Genomic DNA, 22,801 nt, shown 5'->3' with positions numbered 1-22,801 from the left:
ATAGGTCCATGCCACGTTGCCTCGTTTTTACGACGCGCTAACAGAACTCACTTGCGTTCCAGGGGCTCGCGCGTGGTGGGATGAGACGATGCGAACCCCCATACGCATGCAACCTCGCTCCCGTAATCCGTACGACGAACTCGCCGCGCTCGCCGATCCCGATCCACTTCTCGGCGAAGCGACCCAGGAGATGCCGATACCGGAGGGCGTGGCGGGGGATTCCCTGACATCTGCGCAAACCGTCCTTCCGCTGCGGATCGAGCGTGACGAGCCGTGGTCGCCGCCCGATCACCGGCGGACCGGGAAAGGGCGGCGTGCCAAGCGAAGCCGTCGGCGGCGCCGGGGGCCGTTCGCCGCTGTGCCCCGGGCCCTGAAGCTGGTGTTCGCGTTTCTCGTGTGTGCCGGATTTCTCGTGCTGGCGGACCGGTGCGCGGCGATGTACGCGGAGAAGAAGGCACAGCGGGCGCTCCAGGAACAGCTTCATCTCGTGGCGGCCCCGCAGGTGGACATCCACGGATTTCCCTTCCTCACACAGGTGCTGGACAAGCGCCTGGAGCGCGTCGACGTCACCGTGCCGCATGTCGCCGCGGACCGGGTATCGCTCGCGAAGGTCAAGGCGAGCGCACACGACATCCGGCTGACCGGCGATCTGCCGAGTGATATCCGCGGCGCGGTCGTCGGAAATCTTGACGGCGAAGTCGTGATGTCCTTCGACGACATGAATCGCGAACTCGCGGCGTCCCAGGTGAAATTCAGCCGTCGCGACGACAATTCCATCGGCGCGGACGGGCGGCTCACGATCGCCGGGCAGGAACTGCGCGTACGGGCACAGGCCCAGCTCCGGCTCGTCGACAACCGGGAACTGTCCACCGACATCGACGGCATGAGCCTCGACGTGCCCGGCATCGCCACCTACCGTCCGGGGCGCGGCCGTGGCCTGACCCTGCACCGCGAGACGGCCGAGCGCATCAGCCGGGACGCGGCGCATGTGAAGGCGCTGCTGTCGGTGCCCGCGGTGGTCGAGCGGCTCGGGGTGCCGGCGGACGTCGTCGCGGAGGCGCTGCGGGACGAGCGGAAGCTGCACGAGCTGACGGGGGCGCCCCGGTTCGTCGATCAGCTCACCCACGTCAATCTCGTCGACGTCGTGGTCGACCGCCCCTGGCTGCTCTCGAAGATCGGCATCGACCCCAAGCTCATCGACGGCCTGATCCATATGCGGCCGCCGGAGCTTTCCGATCGTCTGTCGTTCTCCTTCTCCTTGCCGAAGGAGGCGAGGGTGCTTCAGCTGCGGGGGGTGAAGGTCGAGGAGGACGGGATCCGTGTGAGCCTTTCCGGGATGGAGCTGGCCGTCGGTAAGACCGGGTAGTCCGGAACGGGGTTCGCTTTTCTATGAATCTGCTCTGATTTCGTCATGTAGGGCCGGAACTTTCCGCTTTGTGCGGCGTCCGCCTGCGGCGGGCTTTTCCCCAGCCCCGCCCCTTCCCGAAACTGGGGCGCTGCCCCAGACCCCGAACCTCGGGTCCGTTGCCGCCTGCGGCGGGAGCGCCCTGCGGGCGCGTTCTCAATCTCCCCCAGCTAACGCTGGGAGGTGCCCCCAACGGGCTGGTTGTTCCCCAGCCCCGCCCCTCCCCGGCTGCGTCTGATGTGCGGCTCCGCCGCGTGGGGGGGGGCAAGCCCCCAGACCCTCGCGGCGTTGCGTGCCCCGGAACTGGGGCTGCGCCCCTGATCCCGCAACACGGCTTCGCCGCGTTGTCCTCAGACGCCGGACGGGCTGAAAGGGGAGACCGGCGCACCTCGAAGCCGGGGGCAAGACCCCAGGCCCCGGCACCACGCTTCGCGCGGTCAACCTCAGACGCCGGACGGGCTGAAAGGGGAGACCGGCGCACCTCGAAGCCGGGGGCAAGACCCCAGGCCCCGGCACCACGCTTCGCGCGGTGAACCTCAAACGCCGGACGGGCTGAAAGAGACGCGCACTCGGGCTGGCATGAGCGCCCCGGACAGGCTGGAAGGGGCGGCGCCCCACTGCCCCGCACTTGCTCTCCGGTGGGAGGGGGTGGGGCTGGAGGGTGGGGTTCTGGAACGCGGTGCGTCGTCACGGCACTCAATGCAAAGCACGGTGCCCGCACCGCGTTCCAGGTCCCCAGCCCGGAAGGCCCACCCCCGGCACCCACCACAAACCAAGCCCGGCCGGCGATTGAGGCCACCTGAACCGCAACCACAACGCACCCGCACCAGACCACAGCGAGCCCGGCGGGGCGCTCCCGCCGCAGGCGGCAACAGACCCGCACCCCACATACAACCCGCACCTCTCGACAGGGCCCCGCCAGCCCCAGAATGAACGTTAATCCCCACCCCCCTTACGAAAAAGCCCGAATAAAAGCCGGAACGGTTCTCCCCATGGGACGCAACGGCTCCAAGGGAAGAGCGAGCTCCCTGGGACGTGCCGGACGCACGCTGAGTGGAGTGTCGGGGTTTATTCGTGAGCGGTCATGCTTGCGAGGGAATGAGAAGCGACGGGTGGTTCGCCGGGGATTCGGTGGGCACAACATCATCAGCGACGTCGGCGACATCGCTGGGCGGTCGGCCAACTGCCCGGCACTAAGCAGTAGTTCCGTTCTGCGTTCTGGAGGAATTGACATGGCAAGCACCCGCACTGCTCGCGTCCTCGCCGCTGTTGCCGCTCTCCCGATGGCCGCTCTGCTGTTCTCCGGCATCGCCTCGGCCGATGACGGCGGCCAGCTGGCGAACCGGGGATCCAACGTGGCCGCTGCCGCGATCGTGGGCAGCGGTGTCGGGCACACCAACAACGGAAACTCCACGACGGGCCTCCAGCAGGCCACGGGTTCCGGTGCCTCGAACCAGGCCGCCACGGCGAGCGTCAACAACTCCCACGACACCGCCATCCGCCAGGACAACGTCTCCGTGACCTTCTCGAAGCTCTGGTAGCCGCTGGATCGGGGCGACACCCGTGACCGGGTGAGAGTGGACAGGGTCTGGTGATGGTTGCGCGGCGGCACTCGGTGCCGCCGCGCGGCTTTTCCCCCGGACGGCCCCCGGGGCCGCGCGCCCTTGACAGTCCGAGTTTTCCTGACGGACAGTCAGAAAAACTCGGGAAGGGGAGCCGGTGGACGACCCCGAAGACCTATCTCGGCTGCTCAAGAAGCTCAAGAGCTATGAGGGCCGGCCCGCGGGCTCCGGCCGGGGCAAGGACCCGGTCAACGCCCCGATGATCAGGCACTGGTGCGAGGCCATGGGGGACGCCAACCCGGCCTACGCGGGCACCGACCCGATCGCCCCGCCCACCATGCTCCAGGCATGGACGATGGGCGGCCTGTCCGGGCCCGCCGGCCGCGCCACCGCGTACGCCGAACTGCTCGCCCTGCTCGACTCCGCCGGCTGCACGGCCGTGGTCGCCACCGACTGCGAGCAGGAGTATCTGCGCCCGCTCCGGCCGGGAGACGTGATCACATACGAAGCGGTCATCGAGTCCGTGTCGGCGCGCAAGACCACCAAGCTGGGCACGGGGCACTTCGTCACCACGCGGATGGACGTCCGGGCAGGCGGAGAGCTCGCCGGGACGCACCGCTTCCGCATCCTCAAGTACGCGCCCGCGAAGAGTGACCGCGCGAGCGCGGCCGCCCGCCCCCGCCCCGTCGTCAACAGGGACAACGCCGGTTTCTGGGACGGCGTGGCCCAGCGGAAGCTGCTCATCCAGCGGTGCGACGCCTGCGCGGTGCTGCGGTTCCCCTGGCTGCCGGGATGCGGCGGCTGCGGGTCGCCGGAGTGGACGGCCGTCGAGGCGTCCGGCGCCGGGACGGTCTTCTCGTACGTGGTCATGCACCACCCGCCGTTCCCCGCCTTCGACCCGCCCTACGCGGTCGTGCTGATCGAACTCGCCGAAGGGGTACGGATGATCAGTAACGTCACCGGAATCGCCCCGGAACGGGTGCGGATCGGGATGCCCGTCGAGCTGGAGTTCGTCCGTGTGGACGGCGGGCAGCTCCTGCCCGTATTCCGCGCGCCGGCGGCACGGGTGGCGCGATGAGAGCGGGCGACGAACTGCCTGCGCTCACCGTCCCCGTCACCCGTACGCTCGTCGTCGCGGGTGCGCTCGCCTCGCGTGACTTCGAGGACGTACACCACGACGCAGAGGCGGCGCGGGCCAAGGGCTCTCCGGACATCTTCATGAACATCCTCACCACCAATGGACTCGTGGGCCGGTTCGTCACCGACCATTTCGGGCCGGAGGCGGTCCTGCGGCGGGTTTCGATCCGCCTCGGTGTGCCCACCTATCCCGGCGATGCGCTGGTGTTGACCGGAAGGATCGTCTCCGTGAACGACCGCACCGCCGAAGTGCTCGTCGTCGGCACGAACCGGCTGGGCCCCCATGTCACCGGTACGGTCACGGTGACCCTCCCGTCCCCGGACCCCGCGTGAGCGCCCGGCACCCCGACCGCCTCGGCGGCCTGGCGGCCGTCGTCGGGATCGGGGCGACGGAGTTCTCCAAGGACTCCGGCCGCAGCGAGCTGGCCCTGGCCGCCGAGGCCGTCCGCGCGGCCCTCGCCGACGCCGGGCTCACCCCCGCCGATGTCGACGGCCTCGTCACCTTCACCATGGACACCAGCCCCGAGATCACCGTCGCCCAGGCGACCGGCATCGGGGAGCTGTCCTTCTTCTCCCGCGTCCACTACGGAGGCGGCGCCGCCTGCGCCACCGTGCAGCAGGCCGCGCTCGCCATAGCGTCCGGCGTCGCCGAGGTCGTCGTCTGCTACCGCGCCTTCAACGAGCGCTCCGGCCGCCGCTTCGGCGCCGGGGTCCAGCGGCGCGAGCCCTCCGCCGAGGGTGCCGCGCTCGGCTGGGCGCTGCCCTTCGGGCTGCTCACCCCGGCCTCCTGGGTGGCGATGGGCGCCCGCCGCTATCTGCACACGTACGCCCTGGAGCCCGAGGTCTTCGGGCATGTCGCCGTCACCGACCGGCGCCACGCCGCGACCAACCCCGCCGCGTACTTCCACGGCAGACCGATCACCCTCGCCGACCACGCCGCCTCCCGCTGGATCGCCGAGCCGCTGCGGCTGCTGGACTGCTGCCAGGAGACCGACGGCGGCCAGGCGCTCGTCGTGACCTCCACCGAGCGGGCCCGCGCGCTCCCGCACCCGCCCGCCGTGATCGTCGCCGCCGCCCAGGGCGCGGGCCGCGCGCAGGAGCAGATGACCAGCTTCTACCGCGACGACCTGGCCGGCCTGCCCGAGATGGGAGTGGTCGCGCGGCAGCTGTGGGGCAGCAGCGGGCTGTCGCCGGCGGACATCGACGTGGGCATCCTCTACGACCACTTCACTCCGTACGTCCTGATGCAGCTGGAGGAATTCGGCTTCTGCGGGCCCGGCGAGGGCGCGGCCTTCGTCGCCTCGGACGCGCTGCCCCTGAACACCCACGGCGGCCAGCTCGGCGAGGCGTATCTGCACGGCATGAACGGCATCGCGGAGGCCGTGCGCCAGCTCCGCGGCACGGCGGTGAACCAAGTGGCCGGGGCCGGGCGGGTGCTGGTCACCGCGGGCACCGGAGTTCCCACGTCCGGGCTGCTTCTCGGGGCAGACGGATGAACCGGCGGCGTGTCAGCGGACAGGCCCACCCCCGGCCCCCTTTGACTCACGTCATGGCACGAAGAAGGAAGATCATCGGATATCTCGTCGCCCTAATGGTCGCGCTGACCCAGCTGACCTCGGGTATCGCGCCTGCCGCGGCCGGGGACCGGGGCGATCCGCGCGACGAAGGAGCCAAGATCTTCAAGGGGTGGGGCATCGACGCCTGCCAGGCCCCCTCCCTGACCGCCCTGCGCGCCTGGAAGGACTCCGACTACCGCGCCGTCGGCGTCTACTACGCCGGGCGCGCCCGCGCCTGCCCCCATCAGACCTATCTCAACGCGGGCTGGCTCAGCAGCGCCAGGGGCCTGGGCTGGAAGATCCTGCCGATCTTCGTCGGTTCGCAGTCGCCCTGCGTCCGGGCGGACAACAAGAGGACCTACGGCATCGGCGACTACCCCTACGACCAGGGCCAGGACGAGGGCCAGGAGGCGGCGAACCGCGCCTCCGCGCTCGGCATCGCCCCCCGCAGCCCGCTCTACCTCGACATGGAGGCGTACGACGACGGCGACGACGAGTGCGCCGACATCACCCTCTCCTTCATCCGCGGCTGGAGCGCCACCGTCCGCGACCTCGGCTATCTGCCCGGCTTCTACAGCAGCGCGGACTCCGGCGTACGGCACATGGACCGCGCCCGGCGCAACGGCACCTCCGGGCTGCCCGACGTGATGTGGTTCGCCCGCTGGCGCACCGACCCCACGACCGACGGCGAGCCGGCGCTGGGCCGCGGCGCCTGGACCCCGCACCGCCGTATCCACCAGTACAAGGGGAACGTCACCGAGAGTCACGGTGGCCAGAAGCTCACGGTCGACCGGAATCTGGTGGACGCACCGGTGGCGATCATCGACTAGGGCAGCGTTCTCCCCCTCTGGGAGGTGGGGGCAACCCCACACATACGACCTGAGGGGGATCGCTCTTCGGCACCTCCGGCCGATCCGCGAGGTACGGGTGCGCTCCTAGCGTTGAGGCATGACAGCTTCCGCGACGCCTGTGTGCACCAGCGCCTCCACCGCCGTGTACCCGTCGTTCACCTCGTACGTACGGACACGCGGCCCGGTGCTCCAGCGCACCGCCCGCTCGCTCACCTCGAACCCGTGCGACGCCGAGGACCTGTTGCAGACGGCGCTCACCAAGACCTACCTGGCCTGGGAGCGCATCGAGGACCACCGGGCGCTCGACGGATACGTACGGCGCGCGCTGGTGAACACGCGCACCTCGCAGTGGCGCAAGCGCAAGGTCGAGGAGTTCCCGTACGAGGAACTCCCCGAGCGCGAGTCCACCGCCCTGGACCCCGCCGAGCAGCAGTCGCTGCACGATGTGATGTGGCGGGCGGTGCGCAGGCTGCCGGACCGGCAGCGGGCCATGGTCGTCCTCAGGTATTACGAGGACCTCACCGAGGTGCAGACGGCGGAGCTGCTCGGTGTCTCCGTGGGCACGGTGAAGAGCGCGGTCTCGCGCGCGCTGGGCAAGCTGCGCGAGGATCCCGAGCTCGCGTGCGCGGCCTGACCGCGGTCCGCCGGCGAGGGGGCCCGGTGTGGCCTGCGTCTTAGCAAGTGGGTAGTGACTTACCAGGAGTTACCGCAGGAGAATCAGCGGACGATCACCATTCCGCTTTTGTCCTTCGGGAGGCCCCCCGGTGCTCAGCACGATGCAGGACGTACCGCTCACCGTCACCCGCATCCTCGTCCACGGTGCGCTCGTCCACGGGGACGCCACGGTGACGACCTGGACCGGTGACGGCGAGCCGCGGCGGCGGACCTTCCGTGAGATCGGCACGCGGTCCGTGCGGCTCGCCCACGCGCTCCGGGAGGAGCTCGGGGTCGTCGGCGACCAGCGCGTCGCCACGCTGATGTGGAACAACAGCGACCACGTGGAGGCGTATCTCGCCGTCCCCGCCATGGGCGCCGTCCTCCACACGCTCAACCTCCGCCTGCCCGCCGAGCAGCTCGCCTGGATCGTCGGGCACGCCGCCGACCGCGTCGTCATCGTCAACGGCTCCCTGCTGCCGCTGCTCGCGCCGCTGCTGCCGCACCTGGACTCCGTCGAGCACATCGTCGTCTCGGGCCCGGGCGACCTGTCCCTCCTGGCGGGCTGTCGTCCTCAGGTGCACGACTACGAGCAGCTGCTCGCCGGGCACCCCGGCGACCACTTCGACTGGCCGGAGCTGGACGAGCGCCAGGCCGCCGCCCTCTGCTACACCTCGGGCACCACGGGCGAGCCCAAGGGCGTGCTCTACAGCCACCGTTCGATCTATCTGCACGCCATGGAGGTCAACGCCGCCGCCTCCTTCGGCCTGACTCCGGACGAGATCTGCCTTCCTGTGGTCCCCATGTTCCACGTGAACGCCTGGGGGCTCCCGCACGCGGCGTTCATGGCCGGTACGTCGATGCTGATGCCCGACCGCTTCCTCCAGCCGGGTCCGCTCGCCGAGATGATCGAGGCCGAGCGGCCCACGGTCTCCGCCGGCGTCCCCACCATCTGGGCGGGGCTGCTCGCCGAGCTCGACGCGCGGCCGCGCGACATGTCCTCCCTCCGCACGGTCATCAGCGGCGGGTCCGCCTGCCCGCCCGTGCTGATGCGCGGCTTCGAGGAGCGGCACGGCGTGCGGCTCGCCCAGGCGTGGGGCATGACCGAGACCTCCCCGCTGGGCTCCGTCGCCTATCCGCCTGCCGGCGTGACCGGCGAGGACGCCTGGCCGTACCGCGTCACCCAGGGCCGCCTCCCCGCCTCCGTCGAATTCCGGCTGACCGGCCCCAGCGGCGAACTGCTGCCCTGGGACGGGAAGTCCGCGGGCGAACTGGAGGTACGCGGCCCGTGGATCGCCGGTGCCTATTACGGCGGCGCCGGGGCCGAGCCTGTACGGCCCGACGACAAATTCAGTGCTGACGGGTGGTTGCGTACGGGTGATGTCGGGACGATGTCTCCCGACGGTTATCTCACGCTGACGGACCGGGCGAAGGATGTCATCAAGTCCGGTGGTGAATGGATTTCTTCGGTCGAGCTCGAGAATCACTTGATGGCCCATCCGGAGGTGGCGGAGGCGGCTGTCGTGGCCGTGCCGGATGAGAAGTGGGGGGAGCGGCCGTTGGCGGCGGTCGTTCTCCGGGACGGGTCGGAAGTCGAGTACGAGGTGCTGCGGGCGTTCCTGGGCGAGCGGGTGGCTCGGTGGCAGGTGCCGGAGCGGTGGGTGCGGGTTTCCTCTGTGCCGAAGACTTCCGTCGGGAAGTTCGACAAGAAGGTGCTTCGGCGGCTTTATGCGGAGGGGGCGTTGGAGGTGTCGGTGCTGGGGTAGTCGGGCGGGGGCGGGTGGCTGGTGCCTGCGGCGCTTTTTCCCTACCCGCCCCTTCCCGGAACTGGGGCTCGTGCCCCAGGCCCCCCGTCTGCGGGTCCGTTGCCGCCTGCGGCGGGAGCGTCCTGCGGCCGCGTCCTCAAACGCCGGACGGGCTGGATATGGCTGAGCCCAGCCAAATCCAGCCCGTCCGGCGTTTGAGGACAACGCGGCGAAGCCGTGTTGCGGGGGTCTGGGGCACGAGTCCCGGTTCGGGAAGGGGCGGGGTGGGGGAAAAGCCCGCCGCAGGCGCAGCGGGCCCCGCCTCATACGAACGGCGTGATCCCCTCCGGCACCCCCAAAAGCACCTTTCCGTAAACCTCCGCCCCCACCACCGGCGTAGCCGACGCATGCCGCCCCGCGGCAGACGCGTCGCGCCATATCCGTTGCAGCGGATTGACCGACGCGAAAGACCCGCCCCCGTGCACATGCAGCAGTGTGTCGATCGCCGACAGCACATTCGAGATCGCGTGCCCCGTATCGGCCCGCACGCGGGCCCGGGTCAACAGGTCCAGCGATTCACCGCGCTCCGCCGCCGTGTCGATGTCGGCCGCGGCCCGGTGCAGATGCAGATGAGCCGTGTCGATTTTCATGGCCGCCTCGGCGACCTGTAGCTGCACGCCCACCGACTCCGCCTGCGTCTCGTAATACGTGTAAGGGACCGGCTTGGTCGCCGCCTTCTCCACCACGAATTTCAACGCGGCCCGGCCGAAGCCGAGTTGTGCGCCGGCGAGGCCGACGACGAGGAGGGGGGAGAAGGGGGAGCGGTAGAGGCCGGTGGGGCCGTGGTCGGCGGGGACGTCGCCTTCGATCGCGTTCGGTACGGACATCACCCGGTGCTCGGGTACGAAGACGTCCTCGGCGATCAGGCAGTTGCTGGCGGTGCCCTGGAGGCCGGAGACGAACCAGGTGTCCTCCACCTCCAGGTCGGTCCGCGGGACGAGAGCCATCGCCTGGTCGGTCACCTCGCCGCTCTCGTCGGTGAGCGGCATGCCGAGGAGGGACCAGGAGGAGTGCGAAGAGCCCGAGTTGTAGTACCAGCGGCCGGACACCCGCCAGCCGCCCTCGACCTTGCGGCTGGTGGAGGTCGGGCTGAAGACGCCGGTGACCCGCGCGTCGGGGTCGGCGCCGAAGACGTCCTCCTGGGCCTGCTCGGGGAGGAGCGAGGCGAGCCAGTTGCAGGTGTTGACCACGGCGACCACCCAGCCGGTCGAGCCGTCGCCCTCGGCGGTCGCGGCCGTGACGTCGATCAGGGTGCGTACGTCGGTCTCGTATCCGCCGAAGCGCCGGGGCACGGTCAGCTTGAAGAGGCCGGCCTCCGTCAGCGCGTCGATCACTTCGTCGGTCACGCGCCGTTCCGCCTCGATCGTGGCGGCGTGCTCGCGCAGCAGCGGTTGCAGGGCGACCGCGCGCGCGACGAGTTCGTCGCGGGTGGGGGAGAGCAGCGGTCCGGTGTGCGTGGTGGTCATGTCGGGCCTCCTGAGCTGAGGGTCACCGCGCGAAGGCGGAGTGCGTGCCGAAGGTGCGGTGGCTGTAGACGAGTGGTGCGGCGGTGGCCGTACGGACGTGTACGACGCGCCCCAGAAGCAGCAGGTGATCGCCGCCCACGACCGTCGAGCCGAGCTCGCACACGAGCCAGCCCGGTGCCTCGGTGAGGCGGGGCAGCCCGTGGTCGTGCCGCCAGGGCGCCCCGGACGCGGCGAAGCGGTCGGGCAGGCGGCGGGCGAAGGTCGTGGCCAGGGCGCCCTGGCCGTGGCCGAGGACGTTCACGCCGAAGCGGCCGGTCGCGAGGATGCGTGCGAGCACGTTCGAGGAGCGGTCCAGGGCCACCGAGACCATCGCGGGGCGCAGGGACAGCGAGGTGAAGGCGCTGACCGTGACCCCGTACGGGGCTCCGTTCTGGGCGGCCGTCACGATCGTCACCGGGGCGCAGACCCCGGCCATCGCATCGCGGAAGTCCTGCTCGATCACTGCGCCTCCTTCAATCATCATGATGATTAGGATGATCATGCAGCCGGTTTACGAAAGGCGTCAAGAGGTGCGATGCTATTCGTCATAATCAATTTCGAGCTCATGGAGGAGGCGCCATGGACACCGCGGACCCCCGCGACGTCTGCCGTCGGACGTCGCGCTACGCGGGTGAGCCGCCCGCCCTGCGGCGCGACGACTGGGAGCGCTCCTCGACGAGGTCGCGCGCGGAGGTGGCCGCCGACCGCGTCGCCGAGCGCGTCGCCCGTACGAAGCCGGGGGCACGGCTCGGCACCAAGGACGAACTGCGGGCCGAATGCGGCGTGTCCGTGGGTACGTTCAACGAGTCGCTGCGCCTGCTCCAGGCCCGCGGCCTGGTGACCGTACGCCCCGGCCCCGGCGGCGGCCTCTTCGCCGCGCGGCAGCAGTCCACCGGGCGGCTGAGTGCCTGGGCCGAGTCCCTCGACGACGGCGACCCGGCGGACGCGCGGCGTATCCGCGACGCTCTCGACCCGCTGCTGGTCGAGGACGCGCTCTGGCACGCCTCGCCCGCCGATCTCGCCGTCCTGCGCATCGACCTGGCCGCACTGGCCCAGGCGGCCGGCGCCGCCGACGCGCCCGCCTTCGCCCGTGCCGACCGGCAGTTGCGCGGCCGTCTCGCGTCCTTCAGCCCCACGGCGCTGCTGCGTTCGCTGTACGACGGTCTGCTGCCGGCCGCGGAACAGGCCGAACTGGCCGTGGACGCGGAGGGTTTGCGCGCGCGGTACGAGCGGCAGGCGGCGCTCGTCGAGGCGCTCGACATCCGCGACAAGGAGCGGGCGGTGCGGTTGGCGGCCACGCCGGTTTGTGACTGATCCACCGATTCGCTTGTCCTGATCCTCGGCCACCGGTTCATCTGACGGCACGGGGCGTGGAGGGCGAGCTGTCCGACGTGATCCGGGTGCGTGAGCGGCCGATTCCCCGCGAGGCCGGCCGCGCATCCCCGTCCGGCCCGGGCTGCGGTCCTGTCACCCGGTCGCCTCGGGTTTCCATGTCATGCGTCCCGCGTGGATCACATGGCTGTTCACCGGGTCCGCGGCGGGGACGGGGCCTTCGGCGTAGCGGGTGACCAGGACCGGGCCTGTGAGGTCTTCGGTGGTGGTCAGTTTCATCGCGTGCAGCTCGGCTGCGATGTCCTCCGGGGTGAAGCAGCTGAGCCAGGGCTCGCCGAGTTCGGCCACCATTTCGGCCGCCGCCTCGCGTACGGCGCGGAGTTCGGGTGACAGCGTCGGCGGCGCCTCGCCGTAGTAGTCGAAGACCATGCGCACCGGCGCGGGGTGGTCGGCCATGGAGCGGAGTGTGGTGAGGACGGCGTCGCGTGTGAGGTACGCCGTGACGCCGAGCCAGAGGAAGAACGCCGGGCGGGTGCGGTCCAGCCCCGCCTTGGCCAGGGCGGTGGACAGGGGGTCGCGTTCGAGGTCGGCAGGGGCGTAGGTCACCGACTCGGGGATCTCGATTCCGGCCGCCGTCAGTTGTCGGCGCTTCCACGCCTGGGTGGACGGGTGGTCGACCTCGATCACCCGGAGTTCCGCGTGGGGGTTGCGGTACGCGAAGGTGTCCAGGCCCGCGCCGAGGATCACGAGCTGCCGGGTGCCGGTGGCCACGGCGGCGGCCAGCGCGTCCTCGGCGAAGCGGCTGCGGGCGGCGAGGAAGCGGAGGCCGTAGAGGTCGAGCGGGTCGTCGGGCAGCGGCGGCAGCCCGGCGGGGTCCAGGCCCAGGATCCTGGGCGCCAGCGGGTCGGTGAGGATCCGCCGGGGGTCGGTCTGGTGGCAGGCGCGGCCGTGCGCCGCGCGCATCGCGGTGCGGCTGGGCTGACCGGTTTCCATGGGGGCTCCTGATCGTGTCGGGAATCAGCTCAGGATCGGGACGGAGGGGGTTCCGGGGACAGGGCAGGGTCTGCACTGTCCCCGGTGCCGAAGGGTTTGTCTGCTGCCGTGGCCTCCGCCGAAAATGTCCGGATGGACCGCAAGATCGCGCTGCGTGAATTCCTGGTGTTCCACCGTTCGCGGTTGAGCCCCGGAGAGGTGGGGCTGCGTGTCCATGGGCCGCGGCGGGTCGCGGGTCTGCGCCGGGAGGAGGTGGCCGGCCTGGCCTCGGTCAGCGTCGACCAGTACATCCGTCTGGAGCGGGGCCGGACCGCTCTGGTCTCGGACGGGGTTGTCGACGCGGTCGCCGGCGCGCTTCGGCTCGCGCCGGGCGAGCGGCGTTATCTGCGGGCTCTTGCCGGGCGCCCGCTCCTGGCCGATGCCGGGCCCTCGGGTGGGGAGGCCGTCCGGGAGGGGGTGCAGCGTGTTCTTGACTCCCTGCGCGAGTCCCCGGCGTATCTGGTCGGCCGTAACGGCGCCATCCTGGCCTGGAACCGGGCTGCCACCCGCGTCTTCTTCGACTTTCCCCGGATTCCGGCGCGCGATCGCTCGCTCGGGCGGTTGATGTTCACCTATCCACGGGCTCGGTCGCTGTTCCTTGACTGGGAGCGTTCTGCGCGGGAGATCGTGGCTTATTTGCGGACGGAGGTGGTGGTGCGGCCTCGTGATGCGGAACTCTCTTTGCTTGTGGGTGAGTTGCTGGCTGACAGTGGGGACTTTCGGCGATTGTGGGCTTCGCAGTTCTGTTTCGATCGTGGGCGTGGGCCTTCCAGGCTGGCCTGTCCTGAGCTTGGGACTACTTTGCGGTTGGCTTCGTCGGCGTTTCAGCCGGTGGGGTCTGCGGGTGAGTGGGTGGTCGTCTATACGGCTTGTGCGGCGTAGTTGGGTGCGGGTCGTTGTGGCTGGGGTTCGGGTGGCCTCACGCGCCGGCCGGGCTTGGGGTTGGTGGGGTTCGCCGTTGTCCGGTGTGAGTCTGTTGCCGCCTGCGGCGGGGGCGCCCTGCCGGGCTCGCTGTTGTCGGGTGCGGGTTGTGTGTGGTTTCGGTTCGGGTGGCCTCAAGCGCCGGCCGGGCTTGGTTGGTGGTGGGTGCCGGGGGTGGGTCTTCCGGGCTGGGGACCTGGAACGCGGTGCGGGTGCCGTTTCGCGTATGGAGTGCCCCGAATTCGCACCGCGTTCCAGAACCCCACCCTCCAGCCCCACCCCCTCCCACCGGAGGGCACGTGCGGGACGTGTCCGCTTCAGGGTTCGCATTCAGCCCGTTGGGGGCACCTCTGGGGGAGGTAACGGACCGGTAGCCGGGGGTCTGGGGCACGCGCGCCCCAGTTTCGGGAAGGGGCGGGTAGGGGAAAAAGCCTGCCGCAGGCGCCGACCACCCGCCGCCGGGGCTCTGGGGCACGAGCCCCCCACGCGGCGGAGCCGGACGTCAGACGCAGTCGGCAAGGTCCGCGATCAGGTCAAAGCCCCGCTCGTCCCTAGCGGCGGCGGGGGATGAATGTGCTGATGCCCGCTCTGACCGCTGCCACCTGGCGGTGGAATTCCTCGTCGAACTCCTCGCCCAGCCAGCCCTCGTTCGGGCCGTCGTCGCGGCAGGCGCGGCAGCGGCCGCCCGGGAGGGCGCGGGCAGGGGCGCCGCAGCCCTCGCATTCCGTGAGGTGGGTGGGTGGTGGCGGCGCCTGGACGCGTTGTGGGGGGAGTTTCGACTTCAGGCGGGTGCGGGCCAGCGCGCCCGGGGAGTGGACTTCCGGTGGGAGGCCCGTCGTCAGGGCGCGTACGAGTTCGGATTCGGTCGCCCCTCTGGCCAGCCATTCCTCCGCCAAGGGCGTCAGTTGGGCGCATTCCGTCGCCGACAGGGCCATGCGGGGGTCCGTGCCGCCCACGGCTGCCAGGATCCTGTACGCGGGCGGCGGCGCCTCCTCCGTAGGGGTGGGTTCCGCCTCCGCCGGGACGTCGCCCCGCAGGAAGCGGCGCCACCACGACTCGTCGCGGGCGGTCCGCGAGAAGTACGTGCGGAACACCCACTGCGTACGGCCCTCCCCGACGGTCTCGCGCCTGCGGAAGAGGTGACCGGCCCTGGTCAGGGCGTTGAGTGCGGTGCGTACGGCCTGCTGGCCGTAGGCCGCGAGCTCCTTCGCGAGGGTCTTCACGTCGATCGCCGCGCCCTCGGGGAGGCGGTCGATGTACGTCGCGATCGCCGCCTCGCGGGCGGGGAGGTGCGAGAAGTCGCCCTTGCGGCGGGGGTTCTGGGCGGGTGCGGAGCGCTTGCCGTAGCCCGCAGGGGCCATGAGAGGACTAAAGTTGGCGACAGCCACGGGGATCCCTTGTCAGATCTCTGGTGGTCAGACCCCCGTTCGGTGTTGGTAGCACCGGCGGGGGTTGCTTGTTGCTGCGCACGCTACACACCCTGCGCACACCGTCGCCACTCGGCTACCTAAAGTCATACGAGTTGTGGTACGCGGGAGTTGGGAGGGTGGGTGGGTTGAGCCTTCCACCCGTTCCTTGGGTAAGTCGCTCGGGTCTCGACCCCCGTCCCCCGAAGCTCAAGCGTCGGCCGACGCGTAGGTTATGAAATCCGCCCAGGAGTTGGTGGGTATGGAGAGTTGGGGGCTGTGGGTGAGCTTCGAGTCTCGGATGCGGATGGTGCGGGCGTGGCTTGCCACTTCGACGCAGTTACCGGTCTCGTTGTCGCTGTAGCTCGACTTCCGCCAGGAGTAGGCGATTTCGACGCAATTACCGCCCCCGTGGTCATCGCTGTGGCTGGACTTGAACCAGATCAGCTGGTTGCTCAAAGTTCCTCCATCAGATTGCCGATGAACTGCCTGGAGTCTTCCTCGTTGAGAGCCTGCATGCGAAGCATCGCGAAGCGACTCGTCATCTCGCTCACTGCTTCGCCGTCACCGTTCAGCTGTGCAGTTCGCTGGCATTCGGTGTAGACGAACTGCTCCTGCTCCGAGGTCTCAAGCAGCACGAACGGGCCGGACATGCCGGGGAAGTACCCCGGTCCCATGGGCAGGATCTGGATGAACACGTTGCGCTGTTCACCTACCGCCAGCAGGTGTCGGAGCTGCTTCTTCATCACCTCAGGGCCGCCCAGCATCGTGCGCAAGGCCGCTTCGTAGATGACGAAGTTGAACAGCACGGTCGGCTCGTCGAGTCGTTTCTGCCGATTCATGCGATACGCGACGCCCGACGCGACCTGCTCCTCCGTGCGGGGAGGGATATGCGACTGGATGAGCGTCCTCGCGTATTCCTCGGTCTGCAGCAACCCCGGGATGAGGACAAGCTCGAAGGTGTGCATGGCGACGGCCTGCTGCTCCGTAGCCATGAACTCCGGCGCATGCACTTGCACCGGCTCTGGCTGAAGATACGGGCAAGCCGCCAGCAACAGACCCTGCGCCCCGCACATCTGGTCCGCGACCTCCAGGAGGCGTCGCGTCGGTTTGCGGCGGCCCTGTTCCATCGACTTGACGGTTTCCACGCCGTAGTTGGACTCCTTGGCCAAGTCCTCGCGGCTGACGCCCGCGATCGTTCGCCATGACTTGAGTTGGTCGCCGCAGTACCGCCACGACACGGGCGGGTTGGCAATGCCACGCATCAGCATTGGGGCTCACCTCACGCTACGCACCCTTATGGTCACCGCGCAGGCTAGACCTGGCCAGAGCTTCGGAGGCTCTGTACAAGAAAAAATTCGCCCGCACGGGTGCGCGAGGTGTTCAGCCCAGCTTCGAGAGGAGATCGACGATCCGGCCCTGGACCTCCGCGCTGGTGGAGCGTTCGGCGAGGAAGAGGACCGTCTCCCCGGCCGCCAGCAGGGCGAGTTGGGTGGGGTCGGTGCTGGGGGAGGTGTAGACGACGAGCGGCGTACGGCTGAGGAGGCCGTGGCCGCGCAGCCAGTCGACGATGCCGGCGCGGCGGCGGCGGACCTGCATGAGGTCCATGACGACGAGGTTGGGGCGGAGTTCGGCGGCGAGGGTGACCGCGTCGGCGTCGCCGGTCGCGCGGGCGACCTGCATGCCGCGTCGCTCCAGGGTGGCCGTCAGGGCGTCGGCGATGGCCTCGTGCTCCTCGATGAGGAGGACGCGGGAGGGGTGCATCTCGCTGTCACGGGGGGCGAGGGCCTTGAGGAGTACGGCGGGGTCGGCGCCGTACGCCGCTTCCTTCGCGGCCTGGCCCAGACCGGCCGTGACCAGCACGGGGACCTCGGCCGCGACGGCGGCCTCGCGCAGGGACTGGAGGGCGGTGCGGGTGATCGGGCCGGTGAGGGGGTCGACGAAGAGGGCAGCCGGGTAGGCGGCGATCTGCGCGTCGACCTCCTCGCGGGAGTGGACGATCACGGGGCGGTAGCCGCGCTCGGTGAGGGCGGTGCGGGTGGAGTCGTCGGGGGCGGGCCAGACGAGCAGCCGGCGGGGGTTGTCGAGGGGCTCCGGGGGGAGCTCGTCGTCCATCGGCGGGCGGGGGGTGTTGACGACCTCGACGGCGCTGTTCGGGCCGTCGAGCGGCTCGGGGCCCTCCGAACCGTCGTCCGGGGCTCCTATGGCGAAGGCGCGGCCCTGGGGGTTGCCGGGGGTCTGCGGGCGGGGGGCGGCGGCCGAGGGGGTGGGCGTCTGGCGCTCCTCCTCGGACGGGTTGCCGAGCTTGCGGCGCCTGCCGGAACCGACGGGCGTACCGCCGGGGGGCGTCTCACCGGAACCGGGGCCCTGCCCGAGCATGCGGACGTTGATGGGACGTGCGGCATCGGCCGCGCCGGGCTCCTCGGCGAGGGCCCTCCGGGCGCGGCGGCGGCCGGTGGGAGGCGTGGGCTCGGCGTCGGCTTCGGGGTGCGGTGCCGCGCTTGGCACGGTGTTCTGAGGGCTGTCCGCGCCGGCGGGCGCGGCGGCCTCGCCCGCGGCGCCCGGCGCGGGGGCACGAGGGGCGCCTGCGGCGGGTGATGCGGGGTGGCCCTGCGGGTGGTCCGCGCCGTCGGGCGCCGCGGCTGTCCCGGGGCGGCCCGCGCCGTCGGGCGCCGCGGCTGTCCCGGGGCGGCCCGCGCCGGGACCCTGGTCGTCGGCCGGGATTGCGGCGGCGTCGTGCGGGGCCGGGCCGGCGCCCTGCGCGGGGGCGGGGCTTCCGCCCGGTCGTGCGGTGCCCCGGGTGGGGTGGTTCCGCTGGGTGCCCGCGTCGTCGGGCGCCTGGGGCCGGGCGGCTTCGCCCGCGGCGGGCCCCTGGCCGGGGGCGGCGCGGAACGCGCCGGTGCCACCGGTGTTCGGGTGACCCGCGGCGTCGTAGGGCGGTGCGTCGTCGCCGGGCGCGGGCCAGCCCGCGGTGTTCCGCGCGGGGTTGCCCTGCGGGGCGCCCGCGTCGGCGGTCGCACCGCCCTGCGCGGGCCAGCCGCCGTGCGGGACGGGGGCGTTGCCGCCGGGCGCGGAGCCCGCGCCGGGGCGCTGCGCGCCGTCCGCCGCGGGCCCTTGGTTCGGGTCGCCGTCGGCGTCGTACGGTGCCACGCCGTCGCCCGGCGCGGGCCAGGTGCCGGGCGCGGGGCTCTCGCCCGGCCGGACCTGGGTGCGCGTCGCGCTCGGCGCGGGGTGGTTCCGGGGAGTGCCGTCAGGCGCGGAGCCCGCCGCCGGGCGGCCTGCGCCGCCGTGGTCGGGGTCGCCGAGGAACGCGGCCGTACCGCCCGCGTTGTCGTACGGTGCCGCGCCGTCGCCGGGCGTGGGCCAGGTGCCGGGGGCAGGGCTCTCGCCCGGCCGGACCTGGGTGCGCGTCGCGCTGCGCGCGGGGTGGTTCCGCGGGGCGTCGGCGGCCGCGCCGGTCCCCTGGGTGTCGGAGAGGAACGCGGCGGTGCCGCCCGTGTTCGGGTCGCCTGTCGCGTCGCCCGGTGCGGGCCAGTCGCCCGGCCCGCCCTGCGCGGGGGCGGTGCCCCGCGGGGGATGGTTCGGCTGGGTGCCCGCGTTGTCGGCCGCCTGGCGCCGGTCCGCGCCGGGTCCCTGGCCGGGGCCGGTGAGGAAGGCGGCGGTGCCGCCGGTGTTCGGGTTGCCCGCCGCGTTGCCCGGCGCGGGCCAGCCGCCGGGCGGGGCCGGGGTGGCCGCCGGGTTCGCGTGGCCGCCGGGGGCGGAGCCCGTGCCGCCGCCCTGCCGCGGGGCGCCTGCCGATGGCGTGTTGCCCGGTGCGGGCCAGCCGCCGGGCGGGCCGGGGGCCGGGTTGGCGCCCGGCTGGGCCGGGTCGCCTGTCTGGGACGCGTTGCCTTCGGGCGCGGAGGCGGGCCCGCGCGCGCCGCCCGTCGTGGAGCCGTGGCCGGGGTCGCCGAGGAAGGCGGCGGTGCCGCCGCCCTGCGCACCGCCCGGCGTGGCGGGATGCCCCGGAGTGCCTGCCGACGGCGCGTTGCCCGGTGCGGGCCAGGCGCCGGCCGGGCCGGGGGGCTCGCCGGGCCCGGCCGGGGCGGCCGCCGGGTGCGCGGTGCCTTCGGGCGCGGAGCCCGGCCGGCTCGCGCCGCCGGTCTGCCGCGGGGCGCCCGCCGACGGCGCGTTGCCCGGTGCGGGCCAGCCGCCGGGCGGGGCCGGGGTGCCGTCGGGTGCGGAGCCGCCTGTCGTGGGGCCGTGGTTCGGGTCGCCGAGGAACGCCGCGGTGCCGCCCGCGGGGGCGTACGGTGCCGCGCCGTCGCCCGGCCGGGCCGGGTTGGCGTCGCCGCCGGGTGCGGAGCTCGCACCGCCCGCGGTCTCATGCGGCGGGAAGGCCGCCTGCCCCTGGTGCGGGGCGCCCGCACCGCCGGGCGCGGAGGGCGCGCTGTCCGGCGCGGCCGTGGGCATGCCGCCCTGTGCCGGGAAGGGTCCCGGCCGTACGGGCTGCCCCTGATGCGCGGCGGGCGCGCTGTCCGGTGCCGCCGTGGGCGTGCCGCCCTGTGCGGGGAAGGGTCCCGGCTGCCCCTGCTGTGGGGTCGCGGCCGCGTCCGCCGGAGTGTCCTTCTTCTCCGGCGCCGACGGGCCGGCCGGAAGCGCGAACGCCGTGCGCGGGGCGTCCGGTTCCGCGGCGGTCCGGCCCGGGACCGGGCGCTCAGGGGCCTCCGTGGCCGTGCGGCGGGCGCGGCGGCCCGTCGGCTCGGGTGTGCGGTCCGCCTCCGCGGGCGGCAGGGCGAACGCCGTGCGCGGCGCCTCGGCCTCCGCGGGCCGCTGGTCCCGCCGCGCGCGCCGCCCGGTCGGCGCCGGTGCGCCCTGCTGGGGGACGAACCCGGCGCCGTCCGTCGCCGCCGCCTCCTCGTCCGCGCACGGTCGCGCCCGGCGGCGACCCGTCGGCTGGGGCTGCTCGGGTGCCTCCTCGGGCCGCTTCGGCGCGGCCGTGCCCCGGGCCCGCTGCGCGGGCACCGGCATGACGGTCGTGGCGTTCATCGCGTCCGTGACGGGCCGCTCGGGAGTGCCGGTCACCGGGCCGTTCGCGGCCGAGACCGGCACCTCCAGGACGTAGGCGTTGCCGCCCGCACCCGGCATGTCGTGGGTCTGGAGCACGCCGCCGTGGGCCCGGACGATGCCCCGCACGATCGGCCCGTGCACCGGGTCGCCCCCCGCGAAGGGGCCGCGCACCTCGATGCGTACGACCTCCCCGCGCTGTGCCGCCGCCACGACGATCGTCGAATCCCCGGAGGAGCGGGGAGGGACCGCCGCGTGCCCCGTGGCGTCGACGCCGGCCACGTCCGCGATCAGGTGCGCGAGCGCCTGGGCGAACCGCTCCGCGTCGATCTCCGCCTCGATCGCGGGCGCGTGCACCGCGAACTGCGCGCGGCCGGGACCGATCAGCTCGACCGCCCCCTCGACACCGGCCGCCACGACCTCGTCCAGCGGGACGGTCCTCCTGGCCAGCTTGGTCTCGCCCGCGTCCAGCCGCTGATAAGCCAGGACATTGTCGACAAGGGTCGACATCCGGGCGTATCCGGCCGAAAGGTGATGGAGGATCTGATTCGCCTCGGGCCAGAGCTGTCCGGCCGGGTCGTCGGCCAGCGTGCCGAGCTCGCCGCGCAGTTGTTCCAGCGGGCCCCGCAGCGAGGAGTCCAGGACGGCGAGCAGCTGGGCGTGGCGGGCGGCCAGCGCGTCGTACGGGCGGCGGTCGGTGAAGGTCATCACCGCGCCGACGAGCTGGTCACCGTCGCGCACGGGCGCGGTCGTCAGGTCGACGGGCACCGCGCGCCCGTCCTTCGCCCACAGCACCTGCCCGCGCACCCGGTGCTTGCGCCCGGAGCGCAGGGTGTCGGCGATCGGGGACTCCTCGTACGGGAAGGGCGTGCCGTCCCCGCGGGAGTGATGGACGAGCGGATGCAGCTCCTGGCCGCCGAGATCGCTGGCGCGGTAGCCGAGGATCTGCGCGGCGGAGGGGTTGACCAGGACGACCTTGCCCTCGGTGTCGACACCGACGACGCCCTCGGCCGCCGCGCGCAGGATCATCTCCGTCTGGCGCTGCTGGCGGGCGAGTTCGGCCTCGGTGTCGAGGGTGCCGGTGAGGTCGCGGACGACGAGCATCAGCAGCTCGTCACCGGTGTACGAGGAGTGGTCGGCGTACGGCGTGCGGCCGTCCTCGAGATTGGCGCTGGTCACCTCGACGGGGAACTGCGAACCGTCCGTGCGCCGGGCGACCATCCGCGTCGGCTTGGTGCGGCCGTCGTCGCTGTCGGGCAGCCGCATCGAGCCGGGGATGCGCCGCGAGTCGAAGTCCGGCAGCAGGGAGAGCAGTCCGCGCCCCACGAGACCGGTGCCGGGGACCTCGAAGGTCTCCAGCGCTATGTGGTTGGCGTTGACGACCGTGCCGTTGCAGTTGACGAGCAACAGGGCGTCGGGCAGGGCGTCGAGTATGGCTGCGAGGCGAGCAGCGCCTCGGGATGGCCTGCTGCTCACGACGACGCTTCCTCCCTGGATACCGCAACCTTGCAGACTTCGCCGGACGGGCAGCGCCTTCTCCGGCGCCCTCCTGGCGTGTCACTGGGGGGAAGTCTACGGGCTGTGGAGGCGGGCGCGACGGCGGATGACGCGTGCGGCGGGGCGTGCGGACCGGCCGCCGTCCGGTCCTCCCCGGGCCGTTGCGGGGCGTCCCGCCGCAGGCCGGACATGCCTCTTGTGTCAGTCCTCGTCGGAGACTTCCGGGTTGCCGAGGAGCTCGGAGAACTTGTTCCACCGCGCCATTTCGCACCCGTTCGTCCGGCTGAAGTCGGCGTCGACCGGCTTGCCCGCCCAGCGCCCGGAGATGTGGGCCCGCTGCGGCCCGCCGTAGATGTCCGTGCACATCTGGGTCTTGGCCACGGGTGCGAAGAGGTCCTTGCCCCAGCGCGCCTGCTTGTCGAGCTGGGCGCACGCCTCCTTGGGGCGGTGGTGCGTGCCGCCGTCGGGGTGGCAGTAGAGCTCGTAGCGCCCGTTGAGCCGGCCGGCGTCGCTGACGGACACCGTGAGGTGATCGCCGCCGTTCTCCAGCTGCGGCAGGGGGAGGGGCGCGGCCGAGACCGCGGGGGCGGCGAGCAGGGCCGGGACCAGGGCCACGGCGGTGAGGGCGACTCTGCGGAGCAGCATGCGGAACTCCAGGGGCGACGGGGGTGCGGCCGCCGGACGACCGGGCGGGCGTACGCGCCGGAAGCGCGGCCGGTGGGCCGGAGGGGCCCGAACGGGACCCTTCACCCCTCTAACGCCTGAGGGCGCAACGCGTTGCGCGCCGGGAAACATCTTTGCCCCAGCCGGTGAAAGCCCGGTACCGTAGGGAGCGATTGGTGGCCGACCGCGAGGCTGTGTCATCATCTGCAAGCACCACCCGCGCATGCGCGGGTGAGCGTGGAGGCGTCGCCTAGTCCGGTCTATGGCGCCGCACTGCTAATGCGGTTTGGGACTTAAATCCCATCGAGGGTTCAAATCCCTCCGCCTCCGCTTGTGTGTGGCCCCGGTCGTCTTCCGAGACGGCCGGGGCTTCTGCGTTTGTGGACGGCGGTTCCGGCTCTGCGGGCCGCGGCTCCGGACGGGAGGCCC

The 22,801-nt window shown here is 72.1% G+C and carries 18 protein-coding genes and 1 tRNA gene; 11 read left to right on the top strand and 8 right to left on the bottom strand.

The window, feature by feature from the left end; all coding sequences use genetic code 11:
• Window positions 1-16: 16 nt before the first annotated feature.
• The 8 genes from ACH427_RS20460 (at window position 17) to ACH427_RS20425 (ending at window position 8,931) form a co-directional block, all read left to right on the top strand.
• Window positions 17-1,366, top strand: a complete 1,350-nt coding sequence (locus ACH427_RS20460; RefSeq protein WP_398870971.1) for a DUF2993 domain-containing protein — start codon at window positions 17-19, stop codon at window positions 1,364-1,366.
• A gap of 1,271 nt (window positions 1,367-2,637) precedes the next feature.
• Window positions 2,638-2,946, top strand: a complete 309-nt coding sequence (locus ACH427_RS20455; RefSeq protein WP_398870969.1) for a hypothetical protein — start codon at window positions 2,638-2,640, stop codon at window positions 2,944-2,946.
• 178 nt (window positions 2,947-3,124) lie between these two features.
• On the top strand, window positions 3,125-4,045 hold the full coding sequence (locus ACH427_RS20450) for a bifunctional MaoC family dehydratase N-terminal/OB-fold nucleic acid binding domain-containing protein (RefSeq protein ID WP_398870967.1): 921 nt from the start codon (window positions 3,125-3,127) through the stop codon (window positions 4,043-4,045).
• Window positions 4,042-4,437 (top strand): MaoC family dehydratase, encoded by a 396-nt coding sequence (locus ACH427_RS20445; protein ID WP_398870965.1) that lies wholly within the window; start codon window positions 4,042-4,044, stop codon window positions 4,435-4,437. Before ACH427_RS20450 ends, ACH427_RS20445 begins: the two co-directional genes overlap by 4 nt.
• Entirely contained in the window at window positions 4,434-5,600 is a 1,167-nt protein-coding gene (locus ACH427_RS20440) for a lipid-transfer protein (protein WP_398870963.1), read from the top strand. Before ACH427_RS20445 ends, ACH427_RS20440 begins: the two co-directional genes overlap by 4 nt.
• A 53-nt stretch (window positions 5,601-5,653) precedes the next feature.
• Entirely contained in the window at window positions 5,654-6,490 is an 837-nt protein-coding gene (locus tag ACH427_RS20435) for a glycoside hydrolase domain-containing protein (protein WP_398870961.1), read from the top strand.
• A 118-nt stretch (window positions 6,491-6,608) separates the two neighbouring features.
• Window positions 6,609-7,145 carry a SigE family RNA polymerase sigma factor gene (locus ACH427_RS20430; protein ID WP_398870959.1) on the top strand — a complete coding sequence of 179 codons (537 nt, stop codon included), beginning with the start codon at window positions 6,609-6,611 and terminating at the stop codon, window positions 7,143-7,145.
• Between the two features lie 130 nt (window positions 7,146-7,275).
• On the top strand, window positions 7,276-8,931 hold the full coding sequence (locus ACH427_RS20425) for a long-chain fatty acid--CoA ligase (protein ID WP_398870957.1): 1,656 nt from the start codon (window positions 7,276-7,278) through the stop codon (window positions 8,929-8,931).
• A gap of 302 nt (window positions 8,932-9,233) precedes the next feature.
• Here ACH427_RS20425 and ACH427_RS20420 read toward each other — a convergent pair whose 3' ends face one another.
• Complete coding sequence (locus tag ACH427_RS20420) at window positions 9,234-10,436, bottom strand: acyl-CoA dehydrogenase family protein (RefSeq protein ID WP_398870955.1); 1,203 nt, start codon at window positions 10,434-10,436, stop codon at window positions 9,234-9,236.
• Between the two features lie 22 nt (window positions 10,437-10,458).
• A complete protein-coding gene (locus tag ACH427_RS20415; RefSeq protein WP_398870953.1) occupies window positions 10,459-10,938 on the bottom strand; it encodes a flavin reductase family protein in 480 nt (159 codons plus the stop codon).
• A gap of 116 nt (window positions 10,939-11,054) precedes the next feature.
• On the opposite strand from ACH427_RS20415, the gene ACH427_RS20410 reads away from it, so the two are divergent.
• Window positions 11,055-11,789 (top strand): FadR/GntR family transcriptional regulator, encoded by a 735-nt coding sequence (locus ACH427_RS20410; RefSeq protein WP_398870951.1) that lies wholly within the window; start codon window positions 11,055-11,057, stop codon window positions 11,787-11,789.
• Window positions 11,790-11,942: 153 nt separating this feature from the next.
• Here ACH427_RS20410 and ACH427_RS20405 read toward each other — a convergent pair whose 3' ends face one another.
• Window positions 11,943-12,800 carry a class I SAM-dependent methyltransferase gene (locus ACH427_RS20405; RefSeq protein WP_398870949.1) on the bottom strand — a complete coding sequence of 286 codons (858 nt, stop codon included), beginning with the start codon at window positions 12,798-12,800 and terminating at the stop codon, window positions 11,943-11,945.
• A 132-nt stretch (window positions 12,801-12,932) separates the two neighbouring features.
• Here ACH427_RS20405 and ACH427_RS20400 point away from each other — a divergent pair, with 132 nt between their 5' ends.
• Window positions 12,933-13,721: a helix-turn-helix transcriptional regulator gene (locus ACH427_RS20400; RefSeq protein WP_398870947.1), complete on the top strand. Its 789-nt coding sequence runs from the start codon at window positions 12,933-12,935 to the stop codon at window positions 13,719-13,721.
• Between the two features lie 590 nt (window positions 13,722-14,311).
• Here the strand turns inward: ACH427_RS20400 and ACH427_RS20395 are convergent.
• The 5 genes from ACH427_RS20395 to ACH427_RS20375 all read right to left on the bottom strand — a co-directional run bounded on the left by ACH427_RS20395 (window position 14,312) and on the right by ACH427_RS20375 (window position 22,354).
• On the bottom strand, window positions 14,312-15,121 hold the full coding sequence (locus ACH427_RS20395) for a hypothetical protein (RefSeq protein ID WP_398870945.1): 810 nt from the start codon (window positions 15,119-15,121) through the stop codon (window positions 14,312-14,314).
• 255 nt (window positions 15,122-15,376) lie between these two features.
• Window positions 15,377-15,625 (bottom strand): DUF397 domain-containing protein, encoded by a 249-nt coding sequence (locus ACH427_RS20390; RefSeq protein ID WP_398870943.1) that lies wholly within the window; start codon window positions 15,623-15,625, stop codon window positions 15,377-15,379.
• Entirely contained in the window at window positions 15,622-16,437 is an 816-nt protein-coding gene (locus ACH427_RS20385; RefSeq protein ID WP_398870941.1) for a helix-turn-helix domain-containing protein, read from the bottom strand. Before ACH427_RS20385 ends, ACH427_RS20390 begins: the two co-directional genes overlap by 4 nt.
• Window positions 16,438-16,549: 112 nt before the next feature.
• Window positions 16,550-21,688 (bottom strand): PAS domain-containing protein, encoded by a 5,139-nt coding sequence (locus tag ACH427_RS20380; RefSeq protein ID WP_398870939.1) that lies wholly within the window; start codon window positions 21,686-21,688, stop codon window positions 16,550-16,552.
• A 222-nt stretch (window positions 21,689-21,910) separates the two neighbouring features.
• Window positions 21,911-22,354: an SSI family serine proteinase inhibitor gene (locus ACH427_RS20375; RefSeq protein ID WP_398870937.1), complete on the bottom strand. Its 444-nt coding sequence runs from the start codon at window positions 22,352-22,354 to the stop codon at window positions 21,911-21,913.
• Between the two features lie 257 nt (window positions 22,355-22,611).
• On the opposite strand from ACH427_RS20375, the gene ACH427_RS20370 reads away from it, so the two are divergent.
• A tRNA-Ser gene (locus ACH427_RS20370) sits at window positions 22,612-22,702 on the top strand.
• The last annotated feature ends 99 nt before the right edge of the window (window positions 22,703-22,801 follow it).

Source organism: Streptomyces sp. NPDC020379, from assembly GCF_044387105.1.
Classification (GTDB): domain Bacteria; phylum Actinomycetota; class Actinomycetes; order Streptomycetales; family Streptomycetaceae; genus Streptomyces.
Note: the sequence above shows the minus strand (reverse complement) of the source record. Positions and strands in the feature narration are given on the sequence as shown.